Source organism: Erwinia rhapontici (genome assembly GCF_012271765.1).
Classification (GTDB): domain Bacteria; phylum Pseudomonadota; class Gammaproteobacteria; order Enterobacterales; family Enterobacteriaceae; genus Erwinia; species Erwinia rhapontici.
Window position 1 is genome coordinate 91,814 of the sequence record NZ_VRKO01000017.1, and the last position, 17,793, is coordinate 109,606.

General features: G+C 52.2%; 12 protein-coding genes and 2 rRNA genes. 9 read left to right on the plus strand and 5 right to left on the minus strand.

The window, feature by feature from the left end; all coding sequences use genetic code 11:
- Window positions 1-93: 93 nt before the first annotated feature.
- A 23S ribosomal RNA gene (locus FVB43_RS22125) occupies window positions 94-2,999 on the plus strand.
- A gap of 216 nt (window positions 3,000-3,215) precedes the next feature.
- A 5S ribosomal RNA gene (rrf, locus tag FVB43_RS22130) occupies window positions 3,216-3,332 on the plus strand.
- Between the two features lie 290 nt (window positions 3,333-3,622).
- Here the strand turns inward: rrf and mobA are convergent.
- Window positions 3,623-4,204 carry a molybdenum cofactor guanylyltransferase MobA gene (mobA, locus tag FVB43_RS22135; protein WP_159338297.1) on the minus strand — a complete coding sequence of 194 codons (582 nt, stop codon included), beginning with the start codon at window positions 4,202-4,204 and terminating at the stop codon, window positions 3,623-3,625.
- A gap of 51 nt (window positions 4,205-4,255) precedes the next feature.
- Here mobA and FVB43_RS22140 point away from each other — a divergent pair, with 51 nt between their 5' ends.
- The 5 genes from FVB43_RS22140 to spfP all read left to right on the plus strand — a co-directional run bounded on the left by FVB43_RS22140 (window position 4,256) and on the right by spfP (window position 9,819).
- Window positions 4,256-4,525 (plus strand): YihD family protein, encoded by a 270-nt coding sequence (locus FVB43_RS22140; RefSeq protein ID WP_159338298.1) that lies wholly within the window; start codon window positions 4,256-4,258, stop codon window positions 4,523-4,525.
- An 82-nt stretch (window positions 4,526-4,607) separates the two neighbouring features.
- Complete coding sequence (locus tag FVB43_RS22145; RefSeq protein WP_167864789.1) at window positions 4,608-5,600, plus strand: serine/threonine protein kinase; 993 nt, start codon at window positions 4,608-4,610, stop codon at window positions 5,598-5,600.
- A 48-nt stretch (window positions 5,601-5,648) separates the two neighbouring features.
- Window positions 5,649-6,278, plus strand: coding sequence for a thiol:disulfide interchange protein DsbA (gene dsbA, locus FVB43_RS22150; RefSeq protein ID WP_133846482.1), 630 nt, complete (start codon window positions 5,649-5,651; stop codon window positions 6,276-6,278).
- A 406-nt stretch (window positions 6,279-6,684) separates the two neighbouring features.
- Window positions 6,685-9,477: a DNA polymerase I gene (gene polA / locus FVB43_RS22155; RefSeq protein ID WP_167864790.1), complete on the plus strand. Its 2,793-nt coding sequence runs from the start codon at window positions 6,685-6,687 to the stop codon at window positions 9,475-9,477.
- Between the two features lie 294 nt (window positions 9,478-9,771).
- Window positions 9,772-9,819, plus strand: a complete 48-nt coding sequence (spfP, locus tag FVB43_RS24955) for a small protein SpfP (protein WP_071892919.1) — start codon at window positions 9,772-9,774, stop codon at window positions 9,817-9,819.
- Between the two features lie 70 nt (window positions 9,820-9,889).
- Here the strand turns inward: spfP and yihA are convergent, their stop codons facing one another.
- Window positions 9,890-10,525, minus strand: coding sequence for a ribosome biogenesis GTP-binding protein YihA/YsxC (gene yihA / locus FVB43_RS22160; RefSeq protein WP_133846480.1), 636 nt, complete (start codon window positions 10,523-10,525; stop codon window positions 9,890-9,892).
- Between the two features lie 551 nt (window positions 10,526-11,076).
- Here yihA and yihI point away from each other — a divergent pair.
- Window positions 11,077-11,604, plus strand: coding sequence for a Der GTPase-activating protein YihI (yihI, locus tag FVB43_RS22165; RefSeq protein ID WP_167864791.1), 528 nt, complete (start codon window positions 11,077-11,079; stop codon window positions 11,602-11,604).
- Window positions 11,605-11,846: 242 nt separating this feature from the next.
- Window positions 11,847-13,220, plus strand: coding sequence for an oxygen-independent coproporphyrinogen III oxidase (hemN, locus tag FVB43_RS22170; RefSeq protein WP_133846477.1), 1,374 nt, complete (start codon window positions 11,847-11,849; stop codon window positions 13,218-13,220).
- 126 nt (window positions 13,221-13,346) lie between these two features.
- Here the strand turns inward: hemN and glnG are convergent, their stop codons facing one another.
- The 3 genes from glnG to glnA all read right to left on the minus strand — a co-directional run bounded on the left by glnG (window position 13,347) and on the right by glnA (window position 17,494).
- On the minus strand, window positions 13,347-14,756 hold the full coding sequence (glnG, locus tag FVB43_RS22175; RefSeq protein ID WP_133846476.1) for a nitrogen regulation protein NR(I): 1,410 nt from the start codon (window positions 14,754-14,756) through the stop codon (window positions 13,347-13,349).
- A gap of 7 nt (window positions 14,757-14,763) precedes the next feature.
- Entirely contained in the window at window positions 14,764-15,813 is a 1,050-nt protein-coding gene (glnL, locus tag FVB43_RS22180) for a nitrogen regulation protein NR(II) (RefSeq protein WP_133846475.1), read from the minus strand.
- A 271-nt stretch (window positions 15,814-16,084) separates the two neighbouring features.
- Complete coding sequence (gene glnA / locus FVB43_RS22185) at window positions 16,085-17,494, minus strand: glutamate--ammonia ligase (RefSeq protein WP_133846474.1); 1,410 nt, start codon at window positions 17,492-17,494, stop codon at window positions 16,085-16,087.
- Window positions 17,495-17,793 lie beyond the last annotated feature (299 nt).

The following is a 17,793-nucleotide window of genomic DNA, read 5'->3' on the forward strand; positions in this document are numbered from 1 at the left end:
TTCTCCGTAATAAGAATGAAATTAACGATATGTTCGAGTCTCTCAAATGCTTACAACAGACAATGTGTTCTTCGGGACGCTTGTGGGTTGTGAGGTTAAGCGACTAAGCGTACACGGTGGATGCCTAGGCAGTCAGAGGCGATGAAGGGCGTGCTAATCTGCGATAAGCGTCGGTAAGGTGATATGAACCGCAACAACCGACGATACCCGAATGGGGAAACCCAGTGTGTTTCGACACACTATCATGTCATGAATACATAGTGGCATGAGGCGAACCGGGGGAACTGAAACATCTAAGTACCCCGAGGAAAAGAAATCAACCGAGATTCCCCCAGTAGCGGCGAGCGAACGGGGAACAGCCCAGAACCTGAATCAGTTTGTGCATTAGTGGAAGCGTCTGGAAAGTCGCAGGGTACAGGGTGATACTCCCGTACACAAAAATGCACTCACTGTGAGTTCGATGAGTAGGGCGGGACACGTGACATCCTGTCTGAATATGGGGGGACCATCCTCCAAGGCTAAATACTCCTGACTGACCGATAGTGAACCAGTACCGTGAGGGAAAGGCGAAAAGAACCCCGGCGAGGGGAGTGAAACAGAACCTGAAACCGTGTACGTACAAGCAGTGGGAGCCTACTTGTTAGGTGACTGCGTACCTTTTGTATAATGGGTCAGCGACTTATATTCTGTAGCAAGGTTAACCGTATAGGGGAGCCGCAGGGAAACCGAGTCTTAACTGGGCGTTAAGTTGCAGGGTATAGACCCGAAACCCGGTGATCTAGCCATGGGCAGGTTGAAGGTTGGGTAACACTAACTGGAGGACCGAACCGACTAATGTTGAAAAATTAGCGGATGACTTGTGGCTGGGGGTGAAAGGCCAATCAAACCGGGAGATAGCTGGTTCTCCCCGAAAGCTATTTAGGTAGCGCCTCGTGAACTCATCTTCGGGGGTAGAGCACTGTTTCGGCTAGGGGGCCATCCCGGCTTACCAACCCGATGCAAACTGCGAATACCGAAGAATGTTATCACGGGAGACACACGGCGGGTGCTAACGTCCGTCGTGAAGAGGGAAACAACCCAGACCGCCAGCTAAGGTCCCAAAGTCATGGTTAAGTGGGAAACGATGTGGGAAGGCACAGACAGCCAGGATGTTGGCTTAGAAGCAGCCATCATTTAAAGAAAGCGTAATAGCTCACTGGTCGAGTCGGCCTGCGCGGAAGATGTAACGGGGCTAAACCATGCACCGAAGCTGCGGCAGCGATACGTAAGTATTGTTGGGTAGGGGAGCGTTCTGTAAGCCGTCGAAGGTGAACTGTGAGGTTTGCTGGAGGTATCAGAAGTGCGAATGCTGACATAAGTAACGATAAAGCGGGTGAAAAGCCCGCTCGCCGGAAGACCAAGGGTTCCTGTCCAACGTTAATCGGGGCAGGGTGAGTCGACCCCTAAGGCGAGGCCGAAAGGCGTAGTCGATGGGAAACAGGTTAATATTCCTGTACTCGGTGTTACTGCGAAGGGGGGACGGAGAAGGCTATGTTAGCCGGGCGACGGTTGTCCCGGTTTAAGCGTGTAGGCTTGAGTTCCAGGCAAATCCGGAACTCTTTAAGGCTGAGGCGTGATGACGAGGCACTACGGTGCTGAAGTAACAAATGCCCTGCTTCCAGGAAAAGCCTCTAAGCATCAGGTAACATTGAATCGTACCCCAAACCGACACAGGTGGTCAGGTAGAGAATACCAAGGCGCTTGAGAGAACTCGGGTGAAGGAACTAGGCAAAATGGTGCCGTAACTTCGGGAGAAGGCACGCTGTCGGTAGGTGAAGGGACTTGCTCCTGGAGCTGAAGGCAGTCGAAGATACCAGCTGGCTGCAACTGTTTATTAAAAACACAGCACTGTGCAAACACGAAAGTGGACGTATACGGTGTGACGCCTGCCCGGTGCCGGAAGGTTAATTGATGGGGTTATCCGCAAGGAGAAGCTCTTGATCGAAGCCCCGGTAAACGGCGGCCGTAACTATAACGGTCCTAAGGTAGCGAAATTCCTTGTCGGGTAAGTTCCGACCTGCACGAATGGCGTAATGATGGCCAGGCTGTCTCCACCCGAGACTCAGTGAAATTGAACTCGCTGTGAAGATGCAGTGTACCCGCGGCAAGACGGAAAGACCCCGTGAACCTTTACTACAGCTTGACACTGAACATTGAGCCTTGATGTGTAGGATAGGTGGGAGGCTTTGAAGCGTGGACGCCAGTCTGCGTGGAGCCAACCTTGAAATACCACCCTTTAACGTTTGATGTTCTAACCTGGCGCCGTGATCCGGCGTGGGGACAGTGTCTGGTGGGTAGTTTGACTGGGGCGGTCTCCTCCTAAAGAGTAACGGAGGAGCACGAAGGTTAGCTAATCACGGTCGGACATCGTGAGGTTAGTGCAATGGCATAAGCTAGCTTGACTGCGAGAGTGACGGCTCGAGCAGGTGCGAAAGCAGGTCATAGTGATCCGGTGGTTCTGAATGGAAGGGCCATCGCTCAACGGATAAAAGGTACTCCGGGGATAACAGGCTGATACCGCCCAAGAGTTCATATCGACGGCGGTGTTTGGCACCTCGATGTCGGCTCATCACATCCTGGGGCTGAAGTAGGTCCCAAGGGTACGGCTGTTCGCCGTTTAAAGTGGTACGCGAGCTGGGTTTAGAACGTCGTGAGACAGTTCGGTCCCTATCTGCCGTGGGCGCTGGAGAATTGAGAGGGGTTGCTCCTAGTACGAGAGGACCGGAGTGAACGCACCACTGGTGTTCGGGTTGTCATGCCAATGGCATTGCCCGGTAGCTAAGTGCGGAAAAGATAAGCGCTGAAAGCATCTAAGCGCGAAACTTGCCTCGAGATGAATTCTCCCTGGGTCCTTGAGACCCCTGAAGGGACGTTGAAGACTACGACGTTGATAGGCCGGGTGTGTAAGCGCAGCGATGCGTTGAGCTAACCGGTACTAATGACCCGTGAGGCTTAACCTTACAACGCCAGAAGCGTTCTGGTGGGCGTTCGAGAGACGCAAAAGAGATTTTCAGCTTGTTACCGGATAAAGAATTAGCGGAAACGAAAGATTTTACGCTGAGGCAAGGCGAAGCCCGGGGCGGCCCGAGGGAGCATACTGAAGTATGTGACTGAGAGACGCGAGGGTGACAACGCTGCATCAATGAAAAAGATTCGTTTCATGCACAAAGAATTTGCCTGGCGGCTTTAGCGCGGTGGTCCCACCTGACCCCATGCCGAACTCCAGAAGTGAAACGCCGTAGCGCCGATGGTAGTGTGGGGTCTCCCCATGCGAGAGTAGGGAACTGCCAGGCATCAAACGAAGAAAGAACCCCGACCGAAAGGCCGGGGTTTTTTTTCGTCTGCTGTTTGTCGGTGAGCGACTCTTCAGTAGGACAAATGCGCCGGGAGCGCATTTGAACGGCGCGGAGCGCCGGCCCGAAGGGTGGCCCACAGGGAAGTGGGCCATAAACTGCCAGGCATCAAATAAGCAGACAAGCCTCATACGAAAGTATGAGGCTTTTTTGTGCTTTGAATTTGGCGATAATCGTCGATCTGACACGAAAAATCTCCGTTTTGTCAGGGGATTACCTGCTATAAAAGCCTAAATGAGATCTTCCGGATAGTTAACATTGCGAAATGCAGCCTCTGCTCGCTCAAACAAAACACTGTGCCCCCCTGCCTGCTGAAGAAATAGCATCAACTTACGGTCACCGTCCGCCAGATAGCGTTGCAGTGAACCCGCAATACTGCGGTGCAGCAATGCTTGCGTGGGGTGATCTCGCTCTTCTGTGCGTGCCCAGACCGCAGATGCTGTTCCTTTATGCTGCCACAAGTTCTGAACCAGATTATCCGGGAGCAATGGCGTATCACAGGAAGTGAATACTACCCACTCAGTTTCTGTCTGTTGCAGTGCTGCCAGCATTCCTGCTAGTGGTCCCGGGAAAGCTGCCAGCGTATCGGATATCACAGGCAACCCGCTCTGTTGATATACCTCAATATTTCGATTGGCATTAATCCATACAGTAGTGACCTGGGGCTGAAAACGCTGCAAAACATGTTGGTAGAGTGGTTTGTTCTGCCACAGCATGAGCCCTTTATCTTCGCCCCCCATACGGCTGCCACGGCCACCTGCAAGGATGACGCCGGTCACGGTTTCGCGTTCAGGGGCGGAAATTCGATTCATTAGTTTTATACCCTATGCTTAATGTTGGGTTCTTTATACAGGGACAACTGCATGAAATGCCATCGCCTTAACGAATTAATCAGCTTGCTGCAGCCTGCCTGGCAGGACGATCCTGATCTGAATTTACTTGAGTTTTTACAGAAATTAGCCGATGAAGCCGGCTTTAAGCAGCCTTTTAGTGAATTAACGGATGATGTACTGATCTATCATCTCAAGATGCGGGGCAGTGATAAAGATGCTGAAATTCCAGGGCTGAAGAAAGACTATGAGGATGATTTCAAAACAGCATTACTGCGTGCTCGGGGCGTGATTAAGGATTAAATCAGGCGGTTGACCCGCTGCCGCTGCCATTTAATGGTACTCTTGCAGGCTATTATTTATCGATTATCAGCGAGCATGCCGGATGAAAGAACCTGCTTTTAACTTCCACACCCTGACGCCTGATACCATCCTGGATGCGTTGTGGGAGACCGGTCTGCGCGTGGAATCCGGCCTGACGGCGCTAAACAGCTATGAAAACCGCGTCTACCAGTTCTCCGATGACGACAAACGGCGCTACGTGGCGAAGTTCTATCGCCCGCAGCGTTGGTCGCAGGCGCAGATAGAAGAAGAACATCAGTTCGCTTCTGAGCTGTTTGCTGATGAGATCCCACTGGCAGCCCCTCTGGAACTGAAGGGCTCAATGCTGCACCAGCACCAGGGGTTCTGGTTTGCTGTTTTTCCCAGCCTCGGCGGGCGCCAGTACGAAACCGATAATTACGATCACCTGGAATGGGTAGGGCGTTTCCTCGGGCGAATCCATCAGGTGGGCCGCCGGAAAACCTTTGAGTCGCGGCCTACTATCGGATTACAGGAATACATTGATGAACCGTTACAGATTCTCACCGACAGCACGCTGGTCCCCGCAAAGCTAAAAACTGATTTACTGGCCAGTATTGGGCGTCTGCGCACAACTTTACAAAACTGCTGGCATACTCAGTGGCAGCCTTTGCGCTTACACGGCGACTGCCATCCGGGCAATATATTGTGGCGTGATGGCCCACTGTTTGTTGACCTGGATGACGCGCGTAATGGCCCTGCGGTACAAGATCTGTGGATGCTTATCAATGGCGATCGCCAGGAGCAGCGTCTGCAATGGGACATTTTGCTAGAGGCGTACGGTGAATTCTGTGAATTTGATACTCATGAATTGTCACTGATTGAACCTTTACGTGCTATGCGGATGGTTTATTATCTTGCATGGGTTGTACGCCGCTGGCACGACCCGGCCTTCCCGGCCAGTTTTCCGTGGATGACGGATGAGGATTTCTGGCGCAGACAGATTTCCACTTTTAACGAACAGAACAAGCTGCTGCAAGAGCCTCCGCTACAGCTTGCACCTGTTTTCCAGGTGTGATCACCCTTTGGTTCGCCTATTGAGATGTAATCAGGAGAGAGTTTGACGATGAAAAAGATTTTATTTGCGCTCGTCGGTATGGTTCTGGCATTCAGCGCTTCTGCCGCACAATTTACCGATGGTCAGCAATACGTCACGCTGGATAAACCGGCTACTGGCGAACCACAGGTTCTCGAATTCTTCTCATTCTATTGCCCACACTGCTACCAGTTTGAGCATGTATGGCATGTGAGTGATGCCGTGAAGAAAGGCCTGCCAGAGAATGTGAAAGTCACCAAGTATCATGTTGAATTCCTGGGTGGCGAAATGGGTAAAACCGTAACGCAGGCCTGGGCAGTCGCGATGGCTCTGGGTGTGGAAGACAAAGTAACGGCACCCATTTTCGACGGTATTCAGCAGACGCAAACCATCACTGATCCTGCCAGCCTGAAAGCGGTCTTCGTTAAAGCTGCGGGTATCAAGCCTGAAGAGTACGATGCCGCCTGGAACAGCTTCGTGGTGAAATCACTGGTTGCTCAGCAAGAGAAAGCTGCAGCAGATCTGGATCTGCGTGGTGTGCCAGCGATGTTCGTCAACGGCAAATACATGGTGAACAACGGTGGCCTGGATACCAGTTCACAGGAAAACTATGTTCAGCAGTATGCCAACGTGGTGAAATTCCTGACTTCCCAGAAGTAAGCCTGCACAGACTTCCCTTAACGCCGGCAATGCCGGCGTTTTCTTTCTCGCCTGACGAGATAATTATCGTAAAAATGCCCTTTCATCAGTTGTAGATATCGTCTCTTTCTCTGAGCGTACCAACTTATATCCACATCAGCTTTATTCCGGAAAACATAAAGTTAATCCTGGAGTTAATGAATAACTAAATGATTATAAACAAAATTTAATTTTATTTTTAAATGAATTTCCACGGGTTAGCTGCTGTTAGTAAATTTACACACAAACTTATCCACAACGTGTCAATGCGAAGCGTAACGCAAAATGACAATTGTCCGTGGATTATTCGCCGTTGAGATTTCATCTTTCATAGCGAGCTGTGGCATCCTTAACGCCAATCAAAAACCAAAGAAGAACGTGACGACTTATGGCTAAAATTGCAGAAAACCCGCTGATTCTGGTAGATGGATCTTCCTACCTGTACCGTGCTTATCATGCGTTCCCTCCGCTGACCAACAGCGCAGGCGAACCTACCGGTGCAATGTACGGCGTATTAAATATGCTGCGCAGCCTGCTGCTGCAATATAAGCCAAGTCATGTAGCAGTGGTATTTGATGCCAAGGGTAAAACCTTCCGCGACGAATTATTTGAAGCGTACAAATCTCACCGTCCCCCGATGCCCGACGATCTGCGTGCGCAAATTGAACCACTGCATACCATGGTCAAAGCGATGGGGCTGCCGCTGCTGGCCATCTCAGGTGTGGAGGCTGATGATGTCATCGGTACGCTGGCGCTGGCCGCAGAGAAAATCGGTAAACCGGTGCTGATCAGCACCGGTGATAAAGATATGGCTCAGCTGGTAACGCCAAATATCACCTTAATCAACACGATGAATAATGCGATTCTTGGCCCGGATGAAGTGGTTGAGAAATACGGTATCCCTCCCTCGTTGATGATTGATTTCCTGGCACTGATGGGCGACTCCTCCGATAACATTCCGGGCGTAGCGGGTGTCGGTGAAAAAACGGCTCAGGCACTGTTACAGGGATTAGGCGGAGTGAAGGATATTTACGCCAACCTGGATAAAGTGGCAACACTGACTTTCCGCGGGGCTAAAACCATGGCCGCGAAACTGGAACAGAATAAGGAGATGGCCCTCCTCTCCTATCAGTTGGCAACGATTAAGACCGACGTGGAACTGGAATTGACCTGCGATCAGCTGACCGTTGAAGAACCGGCAGTTGAAGAACTGCTGGGGTTATTTAAACACTACGAATTTAAGCGCTGGATTGTTGATCTGGAAGAAGGTACCTGGCTGCAAGGGAATAAGAGTCGACCCACTGCCGCAAAAGGCAAAGTGGATGCAAGCGTGGAACCGGATGCCGCAGAAGTCGCTAGCGTGCTCTCTTCCGAAGGTTATGTCACCATTCTGGATGAAGCGACCTTCGATAGCTGGCTGACGAAGCTTCAGCAAAGCGAGTTGTTTGCCTTCGACCTGGAAACCGATTCGCTGGATACGCTCAGTGCTAACATCATCGGCCTGTCTTTTGCCATCGCCCCAGGTGAAGCCGCTTACCTGCCCGTTGCACATGACTACCTTGATGCACCGGATCAGTTAGATCGTCAATCCGTACTGGCACGGCTTAAACCGCTGCTCGAAAACCCCAAAGCGCTTAAAGTCGGACAGAATCTGAAGTACGACCGTGGCGTGCTGGCTAACTATGACATTGAATTACAAGGTATTAAGTTCGATACCATGCTGGAATCTTATGCGCTGAGTAGCGTTGTCGGGCGCCATGATATGGATACCCTGGCATCACGCTGGCTGGGCCATAAAACCGTAAGCTTTGAAGAGATTGCCGGCAAAGGTAAGAATCAGCTGACGTTTAACCAGATCGCGCTGGAGCAGGCGGCGCATTACGCGGCGGAAGATGCCGACGTCACGCTACAGCTGCATCTGAAAATGTGGCCAGAGTTGCAGAAAGAGCAGGGGCCAAAAGAGGTCTTTGAACAGGTTGAGATGCCGCTGGTGCCGGTCATCTCCCGTATTGAGCGCAACGGTGTGCTTATTGACCAGAATATTCTGGCGGTGCACTCGCAGGAGCTGGGCAGCCGCCTGGCAGAGCTGGAGCTGAAGGCACACGAGCTGGCAGGTGAACCGTTCAATCTCTCTTCGCCGAAGCAATTACAAACCATCCTGTTTGAAAAGCAGGGCATCAAGCCCACCAAGAAAACGCCGGGTGGCGCACCGTCGACCAGCGAAGAAGTCTTAGCTGAGCTGGCGCTGGACTATCCGCTGCCGAAGGTGATTCTGGAACATCGTGGTCTCTCTAAGCTGAAATCCACCTATACCGATAAGCTTCCGTTGATGATCAATCCACACAGCGGACGAGTACATACTTCTTATCACCAGACAGTCACGGCTACCGGGCGTCTCTCTTCCAGCGATCCGAACCTACAAAACATCCCGGTGCGTAATGATGAAGGGCGACGTATTCGTCAGGCATTTATCGCGCCGAAAGGCTGTCGCATTGTCGCGGCTGACTACTCACAGATTGAGCTACGCATCATGGCGCATCTGTCACAGGATAAAGGGCTGCTGACCGCCTTTGCCAGCGAGCAGGATATTCACCGTGCGACAGCCTCTGAAGTCTTCGGCGTTGCGCTGGATAAAGTCAGCGGCGAGCAGCGCCGTAGCGCTAAAGCGATCAACTTTGGCCTTATTTACGGCATGAGTGCTTTTGGTCTGTCACGTCAGCTCAATATTGGTGCCGGTGAAGCGAAGAAGTACATGGACCTCTACTTTGAACGTTACCCGGGTGTACTGCAGTATATGGAGAGTACCCGCGAACTGGCGGCAGAGAAAGGCTATGTCTCGACGCTGGATGGCCGCCGACTCTATCTCCCAGAGATTAAAGCGAGCAATGCGATGCGTCGTAAAGCGGCAGAGCGTGCTGCGATTAATGCACCAATGCAGGGGACCGCAGCGGATATCATCAAACGGGCAATGATTGCCGTGGATGAATGGCTGAAGCCTCAGACAAACGGTGACGTGAAAATGATCATGCAGGTACACGATGAACTGGTGTTTGAAGTGCGTGCCGATGCAGTCGATAGCGCATCAGCGAAAATCCGTCAGTTGATGGAAGGCAGCATGAAACTGGATGTGCCGCTGCGCGTTGATATTGGTGTGGGTGACAACTGGGATCAGGCTCACTAAGTTCATTTTTCTCTGTCCTGTGGGCTGATGACTCTCCCGAAATCAGCTCGCAGGATTGTCCCTGCTAACATTGTCGCTTTAAACGGTTCAGCCACTCGCGTTATCCCTTTTCGCCAGTGACATCATCTAACCATCTCTGCCGCAACACTTTTTTAGTAATTAAGCTACATGATCGACTGCATTATGTGACTTGAGTTGGATAATGCATGTCGTTTTCTGAAAATTAACTACAAAAAACCCTTTTGAGCGCTCAAAAAATGATGTAAAGTTTCAGATGTAGGGTACAGAGGTAAGATGTTCTATCTTTCAGACCTTTTACTTCACGTAATCGGATTTGGCTGAATATTTTAGCCGCCCCAGTCAGTAATGACTGGGGCGTTTTTTATTGGGCGAAACGTAGGGGGCAGGCGGGTTATTCGGCAGGAATATCGTCTTCGGTTGCCGGAGGAATATCACGATACCAGCTGTCCAGCTTCTGGCTCAGTTTATCCACACCAATTTTCTTGAGTGATGAAAACGCTTCAACATCGACAGTGCCGAGGAAGGTTTTTGCCTCTTCACGAACCGCGTTCAGCTGGGCCTTACGCGCCCCGGATGCCAGTTTGTCGGCTTTAGTCAGCAAAATCAGTACTTCAATCCCGCTCTGTACGGCCCACATCACCATCTGACGATCGAGATCTTTCAGCGGATGGCGAATATCCATCAGCACTACCAGTCCCTTCAGACAATGACGATCGCGCAGGTATTCCGCCAGCGCACGTTGCCATTTGAGCTTCATCTCTTCCGGGACCTGCGCGTAACCGTAGCCTGGCAGGTCGACCAGACGGTAGCCTTCAGCAACCTGGAAAAGGTTGATCAATTGGGTACGACCAGGGGTTTTACTGGTACGAGCCAGGCCTTTCTGGTTAGTCAGCGTATTCAGTGCGCTGGATTTACCCGCGTTAGAACGCCCGGCAAAAGCAACCTCAATGCCAGTATCGGCAGGCAGGTGGCGGATATCGGGGGCGCTGGTGACAAAATGGGTTACGTGATAATTCCAGCCAGACAAAATAGATACTCCAGGTAAGAAAGGACAATTGTGCTGATTATACCCTGTATAGCGGTAAAGCGCCCGGTAAGACACTGCATGATCGAGTGCTGTGAGACATTGACCATTCACCCTGCGAGCACTCTCTGTATTTTGAAATTAAAAAAATGGATTTTTTACTAATTTTCATAGGGTTGTGAAATGGCCAAAAAAAACAGAGTAAAAATTACTTATGTCACCTTGTTTGCCGGACTGGTTAGTCTACATTTGTATCCAGAAACAGGATATTTCACTTCAGGATGAAGTGCTCAGGGAGCATCAGGACGATCTCGGGCAGGGAAGGAAATGTGCACAGGTGTGCGCGACAAGGATTCAGGAACGCTCACAGGATTGAGTAAAGGCAAAGGAAAACAGGGATGCTGGCTGCTAATAAGGATGCTGACATTGTCAGTCCTTCTGCGGAAGGTGCGAAAAAAGGCGACAGGGTGACCTGCCGCCTTTTTTCTTTGTCTGCTTTCTGCTAGATTTCGCGGCAATTCTATACTGAAGATAAACGTCTGAGAGCAGAAACCATGAAGCAACCTGCACGCACGCCCCAGGATAAAAAACCGGGAGCCAAAGTGAAACGTAAAACGCGTGATGAGATTAATCAGGAAGCGCGAGACCGCAAGCGTGATAAAAAGCACAGCGGCAATAGTTCCGGCAGCCGGGCTAACCCGGTCGCCGAGAGCAAGAAAGGCGCTAACGGCAAACCGGCCAAAGACCCACGTATCGGCAGTAAAAAACCGATTGCCCTGGGCCCGGATGTGGTTGCCAGCAAGCCGAAGCCGGCAAAAGTGGCAAAACCCGTTGTAGAGAAGAAGGCTCGTCTGTCACCAGAAGAAGAACTGGCGCAGTTGGAAAATGACGAGCGTCTGGATGCGTTGCTCGATCGTCTGGAAAATGGCGATGCACTGTCAGCTGAAGAGCAGGCGTGGCTGGATCAGTCACTGGATCGTATCGACGTGCTGATGGAGCAGTTAGGGATTGCCCTGGACGATGACGCACAAGATGAGCAGGCAGAAGAAGATATGTATCGCCTGCTCAAAGGCGGCCAGTGATCCTCTCGTCTCTCTGACGTAACATGAGGCAGCGCAATTTAGCGCTGCCTTTTCTTTGTAGGGTTTTTGGTGATGATTTGGCCTGGATCAATTATTGCGCTGATTCTGCTGTGCTGGCTGGGGTGGTTATTCGTTAAACTACAGCGGCTATCGCGGCTGAAAACCCGGCTGCGCAGCAAGATCGTCAGCCAGCAGCTTCCTGTCACGCGGCGGTCAATGCGACGACGATAAGGGAAGCCGCCATGCAGATGCAGACCACAGAGTGGGATCTCCCGCTCATTCAGAAGTACAATACCGCCGGTCCCCGCTATACCTCTTATCCGACCGCACTGGAATTCCATCAGGATTACGACGAGCCGGCTTTTCTTCAGGCAACGCAGCGTTACCCTGAACGGCCGCTGTCGCTCTATCTGCACATCCCCTTTTGCCACAAGCTATGTTACTTCTGCGGTTGTAATAAGCAGGTCACGCGTCAGCAGCATAAAGCGGATGACTATCTGGATGTACTGGTGCAGGAAATCGCCCTGCGTGCACCGCTGTTCCAGCATCGCACCGTCAGTCAGATGCACTGGGGGGGCGGCACTCCCACTTTCCTCAATAAAGCGCAAATCAGCCGACTGATGACCTGTCTGCGCCAGCACTTTCACTTTACGGAGGGTGCTGAGATCTCAATTGAAGTCGACCCGCGGGAAATTGAGCTCACCGTGCTTGATCATCTGCGAGCCGAAGGTTTTAACCGCCTGAGCATGGGCGTGCAGGATTTTAATAAGCAGGTGCAGGAGAAGGTGAATCGCGTACAGGATGAAGCGATGATCTTTTCCCTGATGGCACGGGCGCGTGAGCTGGGTTTTGCCTCCACGAATATTGATCTGATTTATGGCCTGCCTGCACAGACCCCAGAGAGTTTTGCTTTCACTTTGCAAAAAGTGGCTGAGCTGAACCCGGATCGTCTGAGTGTCTTTAACTATGCTCATATGCCCGCACTGTTCCCCGCTCAGCGTAAAATCAAGGATGAGGAGCTGCCCGGCGCCCTGGAAAAGCTGGAGATTTTGCGGCAAACCATCACGACGCTCACCGCGCAAGGGTATCAGTTTATCGGCATGGACCACTTTGCCCGGCACAATGACGAACTGGCTATTGCTCAGCGTGGGGGGAAACTGCACCGCAACTTCCAGGGATACACGACGCAGGGTGACAGTGACCTGCTGGGAATGGGCGTTTCAGCGATTAGTATGATCGGGGACAGCTACGCGCAAAACCACAAAGAGCTGAAACACTATTACGCAGAAATACGGGCAGGAAAAACCGCCCTGTGGCGCGGCTTGCAATTGAGTGAAGATGATTGTCTGCGGCGGGATGTGATTAAAAGTCTGATCTGCAACTTCTCGCTGTCATTTGACGCCATCAGTACGCAATGGGGAATTCACTTCCGTGAGTATTTTGCCGACGATCTGGCTCTGCTGACGCCACTGATGGTGGACGGGCTGGTGGAATGCCACGACAGCCGCCTTGTCGTCACCGCTAAGGGCCGTTTACTGATAAGGAATATCTGCATGTGCTTCGACCGTTACCTGCGTCAGAAAGCATCTGGGGGACAATTTTCACGGGTGATCTGATGGCCGGGGCGACCGAAAAAAATGGTCGCCCCAAAGGCCCGATCGGAAAAAATGATCGGACCCTACAGCTGGAACGTGTAGGGGCGGACCTTCTTTTTCGGTCCGCTCTTTATCCGCCCTCGTCTGTTATTCCATTCCCAGCTCTTTCAGCTTACGTGTTAGCGTATTGCGTCCCCAGCCCAGCAGACGAGCCGCTTCCTGTTTATGACCCTGCGTATGACGCAGGGCGGTAGTCAGCAGCGTACGCTCCATCTCGGGTTGCGCTTCCGACAGCAGGTTTTGATGACCGGAGCGCAGTGCGCGGTCCGCCCACTGTGCCAGCAACGTCGCCCAGCTGTCCGGCAATGACTGAACAGGGTTTTCTGGCGTCGATGTTTCAAACAGCTCTGGCGGTAGATCCTGGATCAGGACTTCCTGCCCGGCGGCCATCACCGTCAGCCAGCGACAGGTATTCTCCAGCTGGCGAACGTTGCCAGACCAGTGCAACCGCGTGAGCGCGGTTTCCGTTTCAGGATGCAGGATCTTGGCTTCCACCCCCAGTTCTCTGGCGGCGACCTGTAAGAAGTAACGCGCCAGACGCGGAATATCTTCGCGACGCTCACGCAGGGGAGGCAGATGCACACGGATCACGTTCAGGCGGTGGAATAAATCCTCACGGAATTTCCCCTCATGCACGCGCAGCTCCAGATTCTGGTGGGTCGCAGCAATAATACGCACATCCACCTTGACCGGCGCATAGCCCCCGACACGATAGAACTGACCATCGGCCAGCACTCGCAGCAGACGGGTCTGAACATCCAGTGGCATATCGCCAATTTCATCGAGGAACAGCGTACCGCCATCGGCCTGTTCAAAACGACCTTGTCGAATTTGATTGGCACCGGTAAACGCCCCTTTCTCATGACCAAACAGTTCTGATTCGATCAGGTCTTTAGGGATCGCGGCCATATTCAGCGCGATAAATGGCGCTTTCGCACGCGGACTGTGGCGATGCAGTGCATGAGCAACCAGCTCTTTACCCGTACCGGATTCACCGTTAATCAGCACACTGATCGACGAGCGCGACAGGCGGCCGATAATACGAAAAACATCCTGCATTGCTGGCGCTTCACCGATGATATCGGTGGTAGGCCCGCTGACGGGCTGATTGCGCGGCTGCTGCTGCTCTTGATAGTGACTGATGGCGCGCTCAACCAGTGCAACGGCTTCATCAATATCGAAAGGCTTCGGCAGGTAATCAAACGCGCCCTGTTGATAAGCGCTGACGGCAGCATCCAGGTCTGAGTGCGCTGTCATAATGATCACCGGCAGCATAGGGTGCCGCTGTTTGATCTGCTTTAACAGCGCCAGGCCGTCCATACCGGGCATACGAATATCTGACAGTAAAACGTCTGGGGTTTTGGTCGCAAGGGCTTCCAGTACCTCGTTTGCGCTGTCAAACGTTGCGCAGTTTAAACCAGCTCCGGTCAGCGCGCGTTCAAGCACCCAGCGGATGGAGCTATCGTCATCGACGATCCAAACTATCCCTCGTTGCATAGAAACCTCACTGGCGAATAGGCAGGTAAACCGAGAATTCAGTGTGTCCAGGCCAGCTGTGGAACTCTATTTTTCCCGAATGCTGATCGATCAGGCTGCGGGCAATCGATAACCCCAGCCCGGTACCGCCTTCGCGGCCGCTTACCATCGGGTAAAACAGCGTATCCTGCAGCTGTGCCGGAATGCCGGGGCCGTCATCTTCAATATCGATGCGTGCCACCAGGCGATAGCGTGTTCCGTGCAGCGTTAACTGGAACGCCGTTCGGGTACGTAAAGTAATCGTGCCGCCTTCTTCACCCAACGCCTGCAGGGCGTTGCGTACTACATTCAAAAGGACTTGTTCTATCTGGTCCGGGTCGTGCGGCAGTTCAGGCAGGCTCGGGTCATAATCGCGGACAAGCACCACATTATCGGGCAGCTCCATCGAGACCAGATTCACCACACGTTCAGCCACCTGATGGATGCTTTGTGTGACATGCATACCGGGCTGTTGCGGGCCAAGCAGACGGTCGACCAGATTGCGCAGGCGATCGGCCTGTTCAATGATGACCTTGGTGTATTCCGTTAACGCCGGGTCGGGCAGGGCTCTGGCCAGCAGTTGTGCTGCACCGCGTAGCCCACCCAGCGGGTTTTTAATTTCGTGTGCCAGTCCACGCACTAAATCACGTGCTGCTACCTGCTGCGCATGTTGTAGCTGTTCCTGACTCAGCCGGCGCTGATTATCCATGGGCGCCATTTCCAGCAGAATCAATCCTTCGGGCAGACGTTGTGCGGTGAGCGACATAATGTGCGCACGGCTGTCGACCACCAGGGTCACTTCGCTGTCGGTAAAACCTTGTCCGGCATCCAGACTTTCGAGCATGACCTCAATATTCAGGGAAAAATAACCCATCAGTTCCGGCAGTGGCGTACCAAACAGCTTGCGGGAACTTTGCGCCAGCAGTTGCTGCGCGGCAGGGTTGGCGTAATGAACCACCAACGCACCATCAACCAGTAAGATACTGTTGATCAGTGAATTGAGAATCTGCCCAGCATCGGGCAGCGGGCCAGTTGCCATACAGCATTCTCCTGAAGTAGTTATGCACCAATTTAGTGCATTATAGCCATAAAACGCGAAAATCGTCTGACATTACCGGGAATTCGTGGTGAAAAAAGCCCATCCTGAGATGGGCTGAAAGTTTCCACGGCAACAAAATCCCAGACGTCTTTCACGCCGCAGCTGTGTTGGCTTCTCTCAGTCACCCGAATCACTTAGCGGACTAAGCTCATCGGGCCTCCTTCGATTGCCGCCTTGCTGCAACATGAAATTCGTCGGGCTTACTTCTAAATTAAACGCTGTAGTACAGTTCGAACTCAACCGGATGCGGAGTCATACGAACGCGGTCCATTTCTGCTTTACGCAGCTCGATATAAGCTTCGATAGCATCGTCAGTGAACACGCCACCACGGGTCAGGAACTCGCGGTCTTCGTTCAGTGCAGCCAGGGCTTCGTCCAGAGAACCTGCAACTTTTGGAATCTCAGCTTCTTCTTCCGGTGGCAGGTCGTACAGGTTTTTGTCCATTGCATCGCCAGGGTGGATCTTGTTGATGATGCCGTCCAGGCCAGCCATCAGCAGTGCAGCGAAGCACAGGTATGGGTTTGCAGCAGGGTCAGGGAAGCGCGCTTCAATACGGCGTGCTTTCGGGCTGGCAACCACTGGGATACGGATAGAAGCAGAACGGTTACGGGCAGAGTAAGCCAGCATAACTGGCGCTTCGTAGCCTGGGACCAGACGCTTATAGGAGTTAGTGGTCGGGTTCGCCAGAGCATTGATTGCTTTAGCGTGTTTGATTACACCACCGATGTAGAACAGCGCCATTTCAGACAGGCCGCCGTATTTGTCACCCGCGAACAGGTTAGTGCCGCCTTTTGACAGAGACATATGGCAGTGCATTCCAGAACCGTTATCACCGAACATCGGTTTTGGCATGAAGGTCGCGGTTTTGCCGTAAGCGTGAGCGACGTTGTGCACAACATATTTGTAGATCTGAATTTCGTCAGCTTTTTTGGTCATGGTATTGAAGCGGGTTGCCACTTCGTTCTGACCCGCCGTTGCCACTTCGTGGTGGTGAGCTTCAACGACCAGGCCCATCTGTTCCATGGTCAGACACATTGCAGAACGGATATCCTGCGCTGAGTCGACGGGTGGCACTGGGAAGTAGCCGCCTTTCAGACCTGGACGGTGGCCTTTGTTACCGCCTTCATATTCTTTACCGGAGTTCCAGTAAGCTTCGATGTCGTCGATAGCAACGTGTGAACCTGAAGTGCTGCTGCCGAAACGGATATCATCGAACAGGAAGAACTCTGGCTCTGGCCCAAACAGAACGGTGTCTGCAATGCCGGAAGAGCGCAGGAAATCTTCAGCGCGTTTCGCGATGGAACGCGGGTCGCGGTCGTAGCCCTGCATGGTGCCTGGCTCGAGGATGTCACAACGGATGATCAGTGTAGAATCAGCAAAGAACGGGTCAATGACTGCGGTGGTTGAGTCTGGCATCAGAACCATGTCGGATTCGTTGATACCTTTCCAGCCACCAATCGAGGAGCCGTCAAACATTTTGCCTTCTTCGAAGAAGTCAGCGTTAACCTGATGAGCAGGGATAGTCACGTGCTGCTCTTTACCTTTGGTATCGGTAAAACGCAGGTCAACAAATTTGACTTCGTGCTCGTTCATCATCGACAGAACGTGTTCAGCGGACATACTTAACTCTCCTGGATTTTGTCATTGGCGTCGTGTTTAGAGAACTTCACCGGTGCGCTTTGCTATTCGCCGCGCTAACTCCGATAATAAAGATCTCTCACAAGCTTACAACCGTTGTGGAAACTGGCGTTTTTCGCTTAATGAGTATTTGCGAAATCTATGCCAACTTTTTTATTTAACGAAAAAAGCGCTATGATGCGCCCTCTCGTGAGACGAGGACTGCACCACGATGGAAGTCGCGCACCATTTTGGTGCCATTGAATGATAAATGGGCACTCTTTTGGTGCAAATTTTCGTCC

Coding starts and splice junctions, on each gene's coding strand:
- mobA (WP_159338297.1), bottom strand. CDS start 4,204: ATGAATCGAATTTCCGCCCCTGAACGCGAAACCGTGACCGGCGTCATC.
- FVB43_RS22140 (WP_159338298.1), top strand. CDS start 4,256: ATGAAATGCCATCGCCTTAACGAATTAATCAGCTTGCTGCAGCCTGCC.
- FVB43_RS22145 (WP_167864789.1), top strand. CDS start 4,608: ATGAAAGAACCTGCTTTTAACTTCCACACCCTGACGCCTGATACCATC.
- dsbA (WP_133846482.1), top strand. CDS start 5,649: ATGAAAAAGATTTTATTTGCGCTCGTCGGTATGGTTCTGGCATTCAGC.
- polA (WP_167864790.1), top strand. CDS start 6,685: ATGGCTAAAATTGCAGAAAACCCGCTGATTCTGGTAGATGGATCTTCC.
- yihI (WP_167864791.1), top strand. CDS start 11,077: ATGAAGCAACCTGCACGCACGCCCCAGGATAAAAAACCGGGAGCCAAA.
- hemN (WP_133846477.1), top strand. CDS start 11,847: ATGCAGATGCAGACCACAGAGTGGGATCTCCCGCTCATTCAGAAGTAC.
- glnG (WP_133846476.1), bottom strand. CDS start 14,756: ATGCAACGAGGGATAGTTTGGATCGTCGATGACGATAGCTCCATCCGC.
- glnL (WP_133846475.1), bottom strand. CDS start 15,813: ATGGCAACTGGCCCGCTGCCCGATGCTGGGCAGATTCTCAATTCACTG.
- glnA (WP_133846474.1), bottom strand. CDS start 17,494: ATGTCCGCTGAACACGTTCTGTCGATGATGAACGAGCACGAAGTCAAA.